Here is a 14673-nt window from a genome sequence, read left to right as displayed (position 1 = left end):
ACAGGAGGTGTGAATATGCGCAAGGATAGTATTATGCAAGTAATCAATGCTTATTGTCAAACACACACACTCACCGATTTAAAACAAGGCGTACAGGGGATCAGTGTCTATGAAATTGCTGAGAAATTGCATCTGTTACGCAATAATGTGAATGTAGATGTGAATAAGCTATTTCAAGAAGGCAAGGTTATCAAGATTTGCGGTAATAAGATGTATCGGTTTTATTCACAGGAACATTTTATGCGAGTAACGCATAAAACGCTGCCAGCACAAACAACCTGTTCCAATTTGAATGAATTATTAGGTGATCTTCATGAGGTAAGAGATTATGAAGATCCCTTTACTGCGTTAATCGGATATAATGCCAGCCTAAAGAATGCGATTCTTTCGGCAAAAGCAGGAATATTGTATCCGGGAGGAGCTTTGCATACGATGCTGTTGGGTGAAAGTGGCGTCGGAAAAAGTTTGTTTGCCGAGAAAATCTTCACCTTTGGAAAAAAAGAGGGCATTTTTACTGCTGATAGTCAGTTTGTCGTATTTAACTGTGCCGACTATGCCAACAATGCAGAATTGTTACTTTCACAGCTATTTGGCAGTGTCAAAGGGGCATATACCGGAGCCGATGCAACAAAGGAAGGCTTATTAAAACGAGCGGATGGCGGTATGCTGTTTTTAGATGAAGTGCATCGTCTACCACCCGAAGGACAAGAGATGCTGTTTTATTTCATCGATAAGAAAAAGTATCGTATGCTGGGAGAAGCTAACAGTGAGCATGAGGCAAAAGTAACCTTAGTTTTAGCAACTACTGAAGATCCGGATAATCATTTATTAACCACCTTTTTACGAAGAATTCCGATGGTTATAAAAATACCAAGTTTGAAAGAGAAATCTTTTAATGAACGTAAACAAATGATCTTGTATTTGTTTTCATTAGAGGCATCTGCTATCGGTTGTCCGATCGTGATAGATAAGGATACAATGGCAACTTTACTGCTTTATCAGCCCAAGGGCAATATCGGGCAATTAAAGAATGATATAAAACTGGCAATTGCCCGCAGTTATCTTGAAATGCGTGATCAACAAAATAAGGAAATAACCAATGAAATACGTATTCATAACTATGCTTTATCTTATCAGGTTAAAGATGGTATGAGTGATTTGGATATCGAACAGCGAAGAGAGATTGAAAAGGTGTTGGTACAGGATACGTATATCGTAGAGCCATATGATGTAATTATGGTTGAAGAAGATGACACGGCCTTATTTGCGCCACCACAATTAGATGTAACGAAATCAGATATTCAGACTTCCTTTGAGGAGTATGTAGAAAAGATAGCCCGTTCATTGGAACATGATCAATTGCCATCCTTTATCATAGATACCGAAATCCGTGAAATTATGGCTTTTATTCATGAATGGGTATTACATAATATGAATGTGCTTATTGGCCGCAGCCAAAGCGCGGCACTTGCCTTTTATTTAAAAAATATCCGTGAGAATCGTCTAGATGCTTTTTCTCATGAAGAGGATCTGAAGGATTATGATGTGGCGACCATGGAAGATGCCCGCAGTCTCATTCGTGCGATTGAACAACATTTTCATTTGCGCATTCCTGCACAGGAACTGCATACCTTAGCATGTATCTTAAATACCTTTACAACGAATACCTTACAAAGCTGTGGTATTAGTATGTTTGTTGTTGCTCATGGGACAAGTCTGGCAAGTAATATTGCCGATGTGGTCAATGAATTATTATCAATCCATTATCTGATTCCGATGGATATGCCTTTGACCAAAAATGTAAATCAAATTATGGATGAGTTGATTCTTAAGATCAAACAGGAACCAAAAGGGAATGAAATTTTATTATTTGTCGATATGGGTTCCCTTACTTCCCTAGAAGAAACGCTGCGTCAGAAAACATCTTATCATGTAGTTGTCATCCCAACAATCAACACTCTGTTATTGCTTGATGCAGCAAGAAAAGCCGTCTTTATGCAATATACCTTGAGTAATATTTTACAGGATGTCATGCGGATGAATCAAAAACTGGATGCAACCTTGGAACATCACATTCATAACCATATTGCGCAAAGTAGTGAAAAGATCATTTATACGATATGTTATTCCGGTGATGGTACGGCACATTATTTAGAGAAATATTTAAAAGATTTGTTAGAGCAGGAAGGTATCTTTTCAATTGATATTCTTGCGCTGAGTAATGATTCTTTGATAAAGATTCGCAGTATGATAGAAGAAACTTCCAAAAATAAAGAAGTGTTGTGTATGATCGGCAATGTAGATCCAGGACTTCATGAATATCCCTTTATTTCAATGGAAGATATCTTAATGAGTGATGGGGTGCAGCGTTTATTTGAAATCATCGGTGATATTGATGTCCTTCATAAAAGTGATGTAGTTAAAAGTTTTGAGCGTGATGTCTTTGTCGATGTAGCATTTGAATCGATTGATAAATATCTGATGTACTTGAATTCTAAAAAACTTTATCCATTGTTGATGAAGTTTATCGAAGGGGTTGAAAAAGAATTACAGAAGACGTTGAATAATCGAACATTAACACGCTTGATCGTTCATATGTCTTGCATGATCGAACGTTTGTTATTTGATGAATATCACTTTGAGCAAAACGAAGAAACAATGGTACAAGTAAAGGAACATTCAAAGCTGTATACAATCGTAACTGAGCAATTGGAGGCAATCCGTTCGAGTTTTCACACTACCATCAATCAGGAAGAGTGTTACTATCTTATGCAGATCATTTTAGATGATACAGATGAGAATGCGCATGTATCCATTTGATGTCATCACTGTATTCATGTGTATCATAGAGAGGAAAAGGCTGATAAATAAGCCTTTTTTCAATTTTGGCATGAGATTTGCTAATAAAAAAGTGAAAGGACGTGGAAGAACATGGAGAATAAAGTGGGTATTCTGCTGGCAAGTCATGGGCAGTATTGTCTGGGCGCTAAAGACAGCCTGGAGATGATCATTGGTCCCTGTGACCATCTGCTATGTGTGTCCATAACACCGCAGATGAACAATGAAGAAGCACGTCAGCAGATGAAGCGTGCGTATGAAAGTTTGCATCAACAATGTGATGAGGTATTGATATTCACAGATTTATTATGTGGAACGCCAAACAATGTAGCTGTTCGCTTAATGATGGATGAAGAAGATATCACGGTTTTGACCGGCTATAACTTAGCGATTCTGGTGGAACTTGTGAACCGCCGCAATACAACAGCGATGAAGGTGTGTGAGCTGATTGAGGACAGTAAAGAAATCTTGGCTTCATCCTTACGCATCATGAATAAGAGAGGAGAAATGTAAATGGCTATCGAGTTAGTGAGAATTGATGATCGATTGATTCATGGTCAAATAGCGACGACTTGGATCAACAACTATTCGATTGAACAGGTATTGATCATTAATGATGAGATTTTATTAGATAAGATGCAACAATCCGTAATATCGATGACGGCACCTGCGAATGTGAAGGTAAAAGTCTTTGGTGTAGATGCCTTTATTGAGGTGTATAAGAAGAATCCGATTCATCGTCGTACGATGCTGATCTTAACGAATTCGATTGATGCATACCGTTTGGCGAGAGGAGGTGTCAATTTTCCGGTATTGAATGTAGGTGGTATGCGTTTTGAAAATGATCGAATTAAAATCGCCAAGGCTGTTTCCGTTACGACAAAGGAAAGGGAAGCGTTTGAGAAACTTGTGGAAATGGGAATCGATGTACAAATACAAATGGTACCAAGAGATGAATTATTAAACATGAAAGATGTCTTAACAAAAACCAAATAAGAAAAGGAGAAAAAGATTATGTTAGTGAAAGCATTGCTTGTGGCCCTATGGGCTGGTCTTTGTTCACTCGATGATGGAGGTATGCAGCTGCAGATTCGTAAACCGCTGTTAGCCGGAACCATCACCGGTTTAATTCTGGGGGATCTTACACAGGGGTTGATTATCGGCGGTACTTTGGAATTGATGTGGCTGGGTGTAAATTCTGTCGGTGCTTATACACCTCCTGATATCACCGGTGGAGCTATTGTCGGTGTTACTGTGGGTATTACCAGTGACGGCGGTGTGGCAGCCGGTGTTGCCTTTGCCGTTCCGGCAGCAACCTTGATTCTGCAGCTGATTGTCTTGTTACAAACTTATTTATCCGTTCATATTCACCGCGCGGAAATTGATGCTGCGACGGGTGACTTCAACAAAGCGAATCGCTGGCATTTGTATAGTGGTGTTCTGTTATTCTTAGCACGTGCGATTCCATGTTTTATCGCTGTTTATATTGGCAATACCGTATTATCTGATTTCATCGAATGGTTGCCTGAATTTATCATTAATGGCTTAAATGTTGCCAGCGGTATCATTCCTGCTGTAGGTATTAGTATGTTGCTGACAATGATGTTGAAAAAAGATATGTGGATGTATCTGGTGGCTGGTTTTGTCTCTGCCGCATACTTAGGTCTTCCGGTATTAGGAGTTTCTTTAATTGGCATCGTATTTGCCGGTATTCACGATTACAATTATGTACAACGTAAAAAATTAGAACGTGATACAGCGATGGAGCTGGAAGGAGGCATTGATTTATAATGAGTGAAAAATTTGAAATGACCAATAAGGTCTATCGTGAAATGTTTATCAATCATCTGACCTTCCAATGGGGATGGAATTATGAACGCCAACAAGCGGATGGCTGTTTGTTTACCTTAACACCAGTTTTAAAACGGTTATATAAGGATGCACCACTTGAGGAACGAGAACGAGCAATCAAACGGCATTTGGAATTCTTTAATACACATGCAACCCTAGCTCCATTATTGTTTGGCCTTATCGCCGCTTTGGAGGTAAATACACCAGAAGCGGAAAAAGACAGCATCACTTCCATTAAAACAGGTTTGATGGGACCGATTGCCGGTTTAGGTGATGGCTTATTCTGGTTTACCTTGTGGCCAATTTGCGCAAGTATCGGCGCAACTATGGCGGTTACCGGAAATATCTTTGGCGCAATCTTCACCTTTGTCGTTTTCAATGTTATCAATCAGGGAGTGAAATGGTTTGGTTTCCGTATCGGTTATACCAAAGGCATGGATATCATTAACTCCGGTTCGGGTGATGAAGTCATTAAACGCATCTCCGGTGCTGCTACCGTTTTAGGTCTTTGTGTAGCCGGTTGCTTGGTTTCCACAACCGTTAAATTAAGTGTCCCTTTAGAATTTGCCAGTGGTGATGGCAAGATTGTCGTTCAGGAACTCATTGATAAGATCATGCCTTGTTTCTTACCGGTATTAGTTACGCTATTCTGTTATTGGCGTTTGAAGAAAACCAATGGCAAGGAAGCGGTAAGATTGATTTTCGGTATCATGATCGCAGCAATTGCATTAACTTATTTTGGCATTTTAGGATAATAGATGAAAGAAGGGAACGTATCAAAAGACGTATCCCTTTTTCCATCCTTTTATATAACCGTTTTGGTAAATAGCAGTATCTTTCTTTGTGAAAATAATCATTTGTGAAAAAATCCTTTTTTTATGCAAACAAGCGGTGTATAATAAAAAATGGTAAAGCAAGAAAATAAGAAAGAGAGGATATTTTCATGATTGACACATTGATTGAAAAAATTAAGGGTAAAGGAACACGTATCGTCTTTACAGAAGGTTCAGATGCACGTATTCTGGAAGCTGCTGTTCGTTTACATAAGGAAAACATCCTGGTGCCTGTACTGTTAGGAAACCGTGCTGAAATTACAGGTGCTGCCGCATCTTTGGGATATGATCTGGAAGGCATTGAAATGCTGGATCCTAGAGAATATAAGAATATGGATATGATGGTTACCAAAGTTGTTGAATTACGTAAAGGTAAATTAGATGAAGCACAGGCACGTGAAGCTTGTTTGAAAACAAACTTTTTCGGTACTATGTATGTAAAATTAGGCTGTGCAGATGGTTTGTTAGGTGGTGCTACCTATTCAACAGCGGATACAGTGCGTCCTGCACTACAACTAGTAAAAACAAGACCGGGAAACTCTATCGTATCAAGTTGTTTCATTTTATTAAAAGATAAAGAACAGTTGGTTATGGGTGACTGCTCTATCAATATTGATCCAAGTGCAGATGACCTGGTGGAAATCACTTTACAGACAGCACATACGGTTCGCCAGTTTGGTATTGAACCAAGTGTTGGCTTGTTATCATATTCTACCTTAGGTTCAGCAAAGGGCAGCAGTGTGGATAAAGTAAAAGAGGCTGCAACACGTTTAAAACGTATGCCATTAGACTTCGGGGTAGAAGGTGAGATTCAGTTTGACTGTGCCGTAGCACCAGAAGTAGCAAAATTAAAAGCACCTGATTCTAAGGTGGCTGGTAAGATCAATACGTTTATCTTCCCCAATATTGATGCCGGTAACATCGGCTACAAGATCGCGGCGCGTTTAGGCGGATGGGAAGCTATCGGACCAATCCTGCAGGGATTAAATGCACCTATCAATGACTTATCTCGTGGCTGTAATGCCGAAGAAGTATTCAAAATGGCGATTGTGACAGCTGCACAGAAATACATGGATATTTAATTAACGATTGCTTAGCATATTTGGAACCTTTTTGATGAGGTTCCTTTTTTTGCGTAATTATCTAAAAATGATATTCCAATAATTAGCAATTCATGTTTTCATGCGATAGACAAAATATACGAAATGTAAGTATAAAGCTAAATTATTGTAGCGTTCAGTTTTGATTTATGCTATTATTGGAACGTTGAGTTTAAGGAGGTTACAATGGAAAGTTCAAAGAAAATTCTCTGGTATAACCTTGCCTTCATGGCATTCTCTACTGTTTGGGGATTCGGAAACGTATTAAATGGTTTCGTTTATTTCAACGGTATTCAGGTTATATTCAGCTGGGTTCTGATGTTCGCTTTATACTTCGTGCCTTATGCATTGATGGTTGGTGAACTTGGTTCCGCATTTAAAAACTCAGGTGGCGGTGTTTCTTCATGGATTCACGAAACAATCGGTCCTAAATTTGCTTATTATGCAGGTTGGACTTATTGGGCATGCCACATCACTTACATCGCAAGTAAGGGCAGCGGCGGCTTGAAAGCGTTAAGCTGGATGGTCTTCCAAGATGGTTCTACATACGATACCTTCCCTACGATCGGTGTGCAGTTAGCAACATTAGGTGTATTCTTATTCTTCTGCTGGGTTGCCAGCCGTGGTTTAAATCCATTGAAGAAATTAGCAACATTGGCAGGAACAAGTATGTTCGTTATGTCAATTCTTTACATCGTCATGATGTTTGCGGCACCTATCATCAATTCAAACGGTGGTTACTTAAGCATGGATTTCAGTTGGGATAACATCATTCCACAGTTCAATGTAAATTACTTTACATCACTATCCATTCTGGTATTTGCTGTTGGTGGATGTGAAAAGATTTCACCATACGTAAACAAGGTAAAAGATCCTGCAAAGGGCTTCCCAAAAGGTATGATTGCATTGGCAATCATGGTTATGGTATGTGCAATTCTGGGAACAATTGCAATGGGCATGATGTTTGATCCTGCTTTGATCAATGGTTCTACAGAAAGCTTTAACTCTTATGTATCCAATGGTTCTTACTGGGCATTCCAGAAGCTGGGTGAATACTATCATGTAGGTAATCTTTTGATGATCATCTATGCGGCATGTAATGCAATCGGTCAGTTCTCTACGTTGGTTGTCAGCATTGATGCACCATTGCGTATGCTGTTGGATAACGAAGATGCACGTCAGTTCATTCCAACTAAACTGTTGAAACAGAACAAATTTGGTGCTTACATCAATGGTATTTGGATGGTTGTTGCACTATCAGGTGCGATCATCCTGATTCAGATCATTGGTGGTTCAGGGGCAGCCGGTGTATTGGCACAGTTAAACAAGCTGAACTCTGTAACGATGCCTTTGCGTTATCTGTGGGTATTTGCGGCTTATATCGCATTGCGTAAAGCTAGAGATAAATTCCATCCGGAATATCGTTTCACGAAGAATCAGCCGGTTGCACTGGTAATGGGCTTCTGGTGCTTCTTTGTCACAGCAGCTTGCTGTATCATGGGTATGTATTCAGATGATTTATTCACTATGTTCTTAAACGTAGTGACACCAATCGTTCTGACTGCATTAGGTATGATTCTGCCTTTGATTAAGAAAAACGAAAAAGCTAGCACAAAATAAAAACAAAGTAGGTGAGATTCTTAAGGAGTCTTGCCTTTTTGTTTGGCTTGTACATGGAAAAATGCTATAATACAAACGAGTAATTTAGGAGGCTTATATATGTATAAAGAAACTGCAAAACAAGTGTTAGATTTCATTCAAAAAAGTCCAAGCTGTTTCCATGCTGTTGCGGAAATGGCTGCAATGTTAAAAAATGCTGGTTATGAAGAATTAAGAGAGTGTGAAAGCTGGGAATTAAAGCGCGGTGGTAAATATTTTACGACACGCAATGGTTCCAGTTTGATTGCTTTTGCGATAGGAAATGATTTAGATGATTATCATTTCCAGGTAACTTCCTCACATTCCGATTCACCTACTTTCAAAGTGAAAGAAGTTGCGGAATTAAAAGGAAAAGGCGGATATGTACAACTGAATACAGAAGGCTATGGCGGTATGTTATGTGCAACATGGATGGATCGTCCATTATCCATTGCCGGACGTGTCTTAGTAAAAGAAGGCAATACCTTTGTCAGTAAGCTGCTTAGCTTCGATAAGGATCTTGTATTAATTCCTAATGTGGCAATCCATATGAACCGCGATGTAAACAATGGTATGAAATACAATAATCAAGTAGATCTATTGCCATTATTTTCCGCAGGAGAATGTGCAGAAAATGATTATTATGAATTAATTGCCGATGCTTTAGGCACTACCAGAGAAAACATCTTCGGTTGTGATCTGTATTTGTATAATCGTATGGCACCATCTATCTGGGGCGCAAAAGAAGAATTCATTTCATCCCCTAAACTGGATGACTTACAGTGTGCCATTACATCTTTAAAAGCATTATTAGAAAGTAAAGGGAATACTCATGCGGTAAATGTATTTGCTTGTTTCGACAACGAAGAAGTCGGCTCAGGGACAAAACAAGGTGCATGTTCAACCTTCTTATACGATGTGTTACAGCGTATAAATGACAACATGGGATTCACAAAGGAAGATTACTATCGAGCAGTCGCAAAAAGCTTCATGGTTTCTTGTGATAATGCGCATGCGGTACATCCAAATCATCCGGAAAAAACAGATGCTACCAATTGTACATATATGAATAAAGGGATCGTTGTAAAATTCAGCGCAAATCAGAAATATACGACAGATGCTATCAGTTCTGCGGTCTTTGGCGGTATTTGTGAAAAAGCCGAAGTACCAGTACAATACTTTGCTAATCGCAGTGATGCAGCCGGTGGAAGTACGTTAGGTAACTTATCCAGTCAGAAAGTATCTATGCATACCGTAGATATCGGTTTACCTCAGTTGGCAATGCATTCATCTTATGAAACAGCCGGTATTAAAGATTCTTACTATATGGTAAAAGCATTAACTACATTCTATAATACCAATTTACATATTACCGATAGTGAAAGCATTGAGGTACAAGAGAACTAATGGCGGATGGAAAGGCAAGAAAACAACTGCATATTGATAATTTATATCTAGTAAAGAAATTAGATGAAGATTATCAGAAAGCCTTTTATCGGTTGTATGATTATCTGTTAGAGGATACGAAAAAGAGTGACTTGGATAAAAGTATCATTGCCAATATTGCTTTAGAACAATGTATGGAAGGCATGAAGGCACAGAAAAAGCCACAACTTGTGATTCCTCGCGATTTGAAAGACTATGTGGCGAAGTATTCCAAAGGTCCTGTGTATAAAGAAATGAAAAAGAAATTACGCAATCAGGATTATGAGAAACTGCAGATTGGCAGTATTTGGATGGTATTTGCGATTGCGATGGTCTTATTCTTCTTAAAGAATCTGTTGACAAAAGATTACCTGGCCAATTATGCAATTGACGCAATCGTTGCTTGTATTGCCGGGGCTATCGCTTTTCAAAACTTTAAGATCAAACGCAGAATCATTCGTCGTTATCAATTTGGCAGCTTTTATATGCGTGTCGATGCCGCAACACTCTTAGCGTGTGTCTTCATTAAGCTGGTATCACCGTCAAATTTTGATATCACCTATTTGTTATTAGTCATTTCTTTCTTTATCACAAAGAAAAAAATCAAGCCGCAGTTTGAAGCCGTAATCTAATACATAAGTGATGGAGCAATCTGTCACTTTTTTCTATCGGCATAGGATAGAAAGCACAATAGGAAAATGCTACGATCAAAGCAAGTCAATCATCGTATTTTTATACATGTATGCGAAAAAAAACAGCCGAGTTCGCTTCCAAAGAATACTTTTGCATGTATATATCATGATTGATTTATGCATTATATAGAATGCGAATAAAGGAATCCATCATCAAGCGGTTATGCATCAAACAACTATTACAGCCTCTTTCATCTTAATACTATAGCATTATTTAAAGCTTTATATTTATCATGTTTTACTGACATTTTATGGAAATAACCGTTATAATAAAAATAGGATAACAGGCATTTCGAAGATAAGCGAAAAAATATTATGGGAAAGTAAATTTCTTTATGAACGATGCCTTTTTGATTGCTGAAGATAAACAGACGTTTACGATCTTAGTAGGTATGCTTGTCACAACAGCAAACAAGAAAAAAAGATCAAGTAGCATACTTTGAAACGCATAAGGTGATTTTCTATGTAACCAAATCCACTTGCAGCACTATAGTAAGGATAAGAAAAGGGAGATGAAGAAGATGTTACATGTATTTAATCGCAGTGAAGTATTTATAACGTATACGAAAGAAAACTTGGATAAAGTAACTCATACGTTAGCATTACATGGTATAGAATACACCGTTAAAACGACGAAGGTTCATGATGAGTATACGGAAGAAGTCATAAAAGGCTCTTCTTATGATATGAGCATAGCATATAAGCTTTATGTAAGAAATGATGATTTAGAAGAGGCTCAGCGTTATGTGCGTCAGGCACTATTTCCTAAAGAGCAAGGATAAGGATATTTGCAAATGCATGGAAGAGGATGTAACGAAATAGACAAGATTGACAAGTCGATGAGGTTACACCTCTTTTTTCTATGCTTCATCAGCGCATCGTAAAGCATGTACGATATGGTCCATGTCCTTTCATATTGGCAAAATCCTAGGCATAGACTATAAAGGGGGCTATATCATGTTGAAACAGGATATGAAAATAGGGTTGGCATTATCTGGTGGCGGTATGCGTGCTGCCATCTTTCATTTAGGTGTCTTAAAATGGCTTGCTGAGCAAGGTTTGCTGAAAAGGATTCACCATATTTCAAGTGTATCCGGGGCAAGTATTGCAGTAGGTCTGATTTTTGCGAACAATGATAATCAATGGCCATCCGATGTAACATTTTTATCAAAAGTTCTTCCGGCTATGAAACGTGATATTATCACAAAAGATATTCAATGGACGGCTTTATGCAGGCTTATTGTATCCCCTTATTATTGGAATAAAAAAGCAAATCTGTTAGCGCATGTCATGGAAAAACGATGGAAGATCACGGCCTGTTTACAAGATATCCCGACACTTCCTTTATGGACCATCAATACAACTGCTTATGAAACGGGAAAAGATTTTCGCATATCCGCAAAGCGAATGGGCTCACAGTATAGCTTTGTGCAACGCCCGCGCTTTCCTCTTAGTCATGCGATTTGTGCAAGTGCCGGTTTTCCTGTTTTCATCGGACCATATACATTAAAGACAAAAGCGTATGTATGGAGTGATGTTACAGGCTCTATGATTGTTCGGGTAAGAGATGAAACCCTGCATCTATGGGATGGCGGTGTTTATGATAATATGGGCTTAGACCCGCTTTTTTCCTTTCAAGGGCAAAATAAGCTGTGTCCAGATATTAATTATCTTATTGTCAGTAATGCATCTATGGACAAGCTGGAGCACAAGATGCGAACCATTGGATACTCATTCAGTAATCTAAAACGATTATTAGCAATCAGTATGACACAAAGCCAGCTCCTCCGTAAGCAGGAAGTAATAGATTTTATGGAGCAAAATAAACAAGGACTTTTCTTACAAATAGGCAGTCAAACGAAGGATATGCTGCGTCATTGTGATATATCTTTTGCCCGTAAACAAGAATTGCTTCATGCATCGCTAAAGGAAAGTGATGTATTACGCGTAAGTTCTTATAAGACGACCTTAGAGCGGGTAAAGAAAGATGATTTTGAACGTATTTTGCGCCATGGTTATGAAGTAGCCAAGTTGAATTCTCTTTGTTCTGGTCATATATCATGAACTGTGCGATTTCATCGGCACAACTATCCCGATACCTGCATATAGTGGATTGAACGTGATAAGCGTACAAGGGAAAGGGGAATGTTATGTACCAGAACAGATATGGAAACGACTACGGCTATGAGCATCATCCAAATGATGAAAACCGTTTCGATTATGGTAACTGTGATGATAGAGGAAATGAGGCGGATTTTGGCTATAACGGTAATTATGATTATCCGGATGGCAATTGTGCTTATGATGATTTTCATCCAATGGAAGATTATCGAAACCAAGAGGGATGGTGCCCTCAGCCAGGTATGGGGCCAACAGGTCCCATGGGTCCAAGAGGACCAAGAGGTCCACAGGGTCCCAGAGGATTACAAGGGCAACAAGGCAGAGAAGGCTTACAAGGCATTCGAGGTCCGCAAGGTGTAACCGGTCCACAAGGAGTGCCAGGTATTCAGGGGCCTACTGGACCTACCGGACCACAAGGTATACAAGGAGTTATGGGAAATACCGGCGCAACCGGTGTTACTGGTGCAACAGGGCCTATGGGACCGCAAGGAAACACCGGACCTGCCGGAGAAAGTGCACCTATCATCCATTATGCATCCGCATCGCTAACATCATTTACACCAAAATCACTATGTCCTCAAGATGCTTTGGTGTTTGATTGCGGCAATGTCAGTGATGGCTTTACGATTTCAAATGATTATACAAGTCTGACTGCACAACAGGAAGGCACGTATATCGCGGAATATGGTGTTTTAATCAGTTCTTCGGTATGTGATGGCGATGCATTTGCTTTAGAAATTAATAATGAAGAATTGTTAGAAGAATCCCGCATGCCATTAGTATGCGAAAACCAATTTGTAAGAGGCTGTGTCATGTTAGAATTGCATCCGAACAATAGCATTCGTTTGGTATCAGACTGCCACAATACGATAGAATCTTGTAGCAATCATCATACCGTAAATGCATATTTGATTATTTATCAGATACGTTAGTTCTTATTATGTCTATAACTAATGCACAGTGAAAGGATGGGAAACTATCCTTTTCTTTGAGAGAGAGGGGATGAATATCGTTGATAAGCATCAGTGTATGTATGATCGTAAAAAATGAAGAAGATGTATTGGCAAGATGTTTAGACTGTGTAAAGAAATTTGCGGATGAAATCATCATCGTCGATACGGGAAGTGCGGATAAGACAAAGCAAGTCGCAAAGAAGTATACGGATAAGTTATATGATTTTTCATGGTGTGATGATTTCAGCAAGGCTCGTAACTTTTCTTTTTCCAAGGCGAGTATGGAGTATTGTATGTGGCTGGATGCGGATGATGTGGTAGAAGATGAGGATATTGAGAAGATACAGAAACTAAAAAAAGAACTAGATAAAAAAGTTTCCATCGTTATGATGAAATATCATACGGCGTTTGATGAAGATGGAAATCCTTCTTTTTCGTATTATCGGGAACGTATGGTAAAACGGGAAGAATTGCATTTATGGGAAGGGGAAATTCATGAAGTGATTCCCTTAACAGGCAGACTGCTTTATACCGATATCGGAATCTGTCATCGCAAGGTGCATGTGAGTGATGCCAATCGCAATCTGCGCATCTTTGAAGCTATGTTGGATAAAGGAAAAAAGTTAAATCCGCGGGAACAGTTTTATTATGCCAGAGAGCTATACTATCATAAGCGCTATAAAGATGCCGTTAAAGCATTCAAAAAGTTTTTAAAAGAAGATAGCGGCTGGATAGAAAATAAAATTGATGCCTGTGAGATGCTGGGATATTGTTACTATGCCTTGCATAAAGAAGAAAAGGCATTAGAAAGTTTTTTATGCTCTTTACAATATGAAGTACCACATGCCGAGTTATGTTGCGATATCGCAAAGCATTTTATGGATAGAGCGAAGTATAAAGAGGCTATCTTTTGGTATGAATGTGCTATGAAAGTACCGATGAATGAAACCAGTGGTGCTTTTATTCGTGAAGATTGTTATGGGTATATACCAGCCATTCAATTGTGTGTCTGCTGGTGGCGTTTAGGGGATAAGGATCGAGCGGTTCAATATAACGAATTGGCCGGAGTGTATAAGCCTAAGAGTCGAGAAGTAGAACAGAATCGGCGATTTTTTGAAATGAAATAAAAATAATCAAGGGAAAGGGTCATTCATAAAAGGTGAATGACTTTTTTGTATGAGAAAACCCCCAGATAGTCTGGGGGTTCCGTAGAGCTTTAGCG

Annotated in this window: 13 protein-coding genes; all 13 read left to right on the top strand. The window is 39.0% G+C overall.

Annotated features, from left to right (window positions below):
- The first annotated feature begins 15 nt into the window (after positions 1 to 15).
- The 13 genes from AC1VS3_RS07915 (at position 16) to AC1VS3_RS07855 (ending at position 14578) form a co-directional block, all read left to right on the top strand.
- Positions 16 to 2820 (top strand): sigma 54-interacting transcriptional regulator, encoded by a 2805-nt coding sequence (locus AC1VS3_RS07915; protein WP_008690329.1) that lies wholly within the window; start codon positions 16 to 18, stop codon positions 2818 to 2820.
- A gap of 111 nt (positions 2821 to 2931) precedes the next feature.
- On the top strand, positions 2932 to 3351 hold the full coding sequence (locus AC1VS3_RS07910; RefSeq protein WP_008690330.1) for a PTS sugar transporter subunit IIA: 420 nt from the start codon (positions 2932 to 2934) through the stop codon (positions 3349 to 3351).
- Positions 3352 to 3834: a PTS sugar transporter subunit IIB gene (locus tag AC1VS3_RS07905; RefSeq protein WP_008690331.1), complete on the top strand. Its 483-nt coding sequence runs from the start codon at positions 3352 to 3354 to the stop codon at positions 3832 to 3834.
- A gap of 18 nt (positions 3835 to 3852) precedes the next feature.
- Positions 3853 to 4629 (top strand): PTS mannose/fructose/sorbose/N-acetylgalactosamine transporter subunit IIC, encoded by a 777-nt coding sequence (locus AC1VS3_RS07900; protein WP_008690333.1) that lies wholly within the window; start codon positions 3853 to 3855, stop codon positions 4627 to 4629.
- Positions 4629 to 5444, top strand: a complete 816-nt coding sequence (locus AC1VS3_RS07895; protein WP_008690336.1) for a PTS system mannose/fructose/sorbose family transporter subunit IID — start codon at positions 4629 to 4631, stop codon at positions 5442 to 5444. Before AC1VS3_RS07900 ends, AC1VS3_RS07895 begins: the two co-directional genes overlap by 1 nt.
- Before the next feature lie 188 nt (positions 5445 to 5632).
- A complete protein-coding gene (gene pta / locus AC1VS3_RS07890; protein ID WP_008690338.1) occupies positions 5633 to 6604 on the top strand; it encodes a phosphate acetyltransferase in 972 nt (323 codons plus the stop codon).
- A gap of 204 nt (positions 6605 to 6808) precedes the next feature.
- On the top strand, positions 6809 to 8242 hold the full coding sequence (locus AC1VS3_RS07885) for an amino acid permease (protein WP_008690339.1): 1434 nt from the start codon (positions 6809 to 6811) through the stop codon (positions 8240 to 8242).
- Between the two features lie 99 nt (positions 8243 to 8341).
- Complete coding sequence (locus AC1VS3_RS07880) at positions 8342 to 9667, top strand: M18 family aminopeptidase (RefSeq protein ID WP_008690341.1); 1326 nt, start codon at positions 8342 to 8344, stop codon at positions 9665 to 9667.
- On the top strand, positions 9667 to 10317 hold the full coding sequence (locus tag AC1VS3_RS07875) for a threonine/serine exporter family protein (protein ID WP_008690343.1): 651 nt from the start codon (positions 9667 to 9669) through the stop codon (positions 10315 to 10317). The genes AC1VS3_RS07880 and AC1VS3_RS07875 overlap by 1 nt, the downstream gene beginning before the upstream one ends.
- 581 nt (positions 10318 to 10898) lie before the next feature.
- Complete coding sequence (locus AC1VS3_RS07870) at positions 10899 to 11159, top strand: hypothetical protein (RefSeq protein WP_008690345.1); 261 nt, start codon at positions 10899 to 10901, stop codon at positions 11157 to 11159.
- A gap of 175 nt (positions 11160 to 11334) precedes the next feature.
- Positions 11335 to 12441 (top strand): patatin-like phospholipase family protein, encoded by a 1107-nt coding sequence (locus tag AC1VS3_RS07865; protein WP_008690347.1) that lies wholly within the window; start codon positions 11335 to 11337, stop codon positions 12439 to 12441.
- Between the two features lie 86 nt (positions 12442 to 12527).
- Positions 12528 to 13430: a collagen-like domain-containing protein gene (locus AC1VS3_RS07860; protein ID WP_008690349.1), complete on the top strand. Its 903-nt coding sequence runs from the start codon at positions 12528 to 12530 to the stop codon at positions 13428 to 13430.
- An 80-nt stretch (positions 13431 to 13510) separates the two neighbouring features.
- Complete coding sequence (locus tag AC1VS3_RS07855; protein WP_017144739.1) at positions 13511 to 14578, top strand: glycosyltransferase; 1068 nt, start codon at positions 13511 to 13513, stop codon at positions 14576 to 14578.
- Positions 14579 to 14673 lie beyond the last annotated feature (95 nt).

This window comes from Longicatena sp., from assembly GCF_982403165.1.
This window is presented reverse-complemented; position numbering and strand designations above follow the sequence as displayed.

What these genes read in the sequence shown, in the direction of transcription:
- AC1VS3_RS07915 (WP_008690329.1), top strand. Translation starts at nt 16, where the DNA reads ATGCGCAAGGATAGTATTATGCAAGTAATCAATGCTTATTGTCAAACA.
- AC1VS3_RS07910 (WP_008690330.1), top strand. Translation starts at nt 2,932, where the DNA reads ATGGAGAATAAAGTGGGTATTCTGCTGGCAAGTCATGGGCAGTATTGT.
- AC1VS3_RS07905 (WP_008690331.1), top strand. Translation starts at nt 3,352, where the DNA reads ATGGCTATCGAGTTAGTGAGAATTGATGATCGATTGATTCATGGTCAA.
- AC1VS3_RS07900 (WP_008690333.1), top strand. Translation starts at nt 3,853, where the DNA reads ATGTTAGTGAAAGCATTGCTTGTGGCCCTATGGGCTGGTCTTTGTTCA.
- AC1VS3_RS07895 (WP_008690336.1), top strand. Translation starts at nt 4,629, where the DNA reads ATGAGTGAAAAATTTGAAATGACCAATAAGGTCTATCGTGAAATGTTT.
- pta (WP_008690338.1), top strand. Translation starts at nt 5,633, where the DNA reads ATGATTGACACATTGATTGAAAAAATTAAGGGTAAAGGAACACGTATC.
- AC1VS3_RS07885 (WP_008690339.1), top strand. Translation starts at nt 6,809, where the DNA reads ATGGAAAGTTCAAAGAAAATTCTCTGGTATAACCTTGCCTTCATGGCA.
- AC1VS3_RS07880 (WP_008690341.1), top strand. Translation starts at nt 8,342, where the DNA reads ATGTATAAAGAAACTGCAAAACAAGTGTTAGATTTCATTCAAAAAAGT.
- AC1VS3_RS07875 (WP_008690343.1), top strand. Translation starts at nt 9,667, where the DNA reads ATGGCGGATGGAAAGGCAAGAAAACAACTGCATATTGATAATTTATAT.
- AC1VS3_RS07870 (WP_008690345.1), top strand. Translation starts at nt 10,899, where the DNA reads ATGTTACATGTATTTAATCGCAGTGAAGTATTTATAACGTATACGAAA.
- AC1VS3_RS07865 (WP_008690347.1), top strand. Translation starts at nt 11,335, where the DNA reads ATGTTGAAACAGGATATGAAAATAGGGTTGGCATTATCTGGTGGCGGT.
- AC1VS3_RS07860 (WP_008690349.1), top strand. Translation starts at nt 12,528, where the DNA reads ATGTACCAGAACAGATATGGAAACGACTACGGCTATGAGCATCATCCA.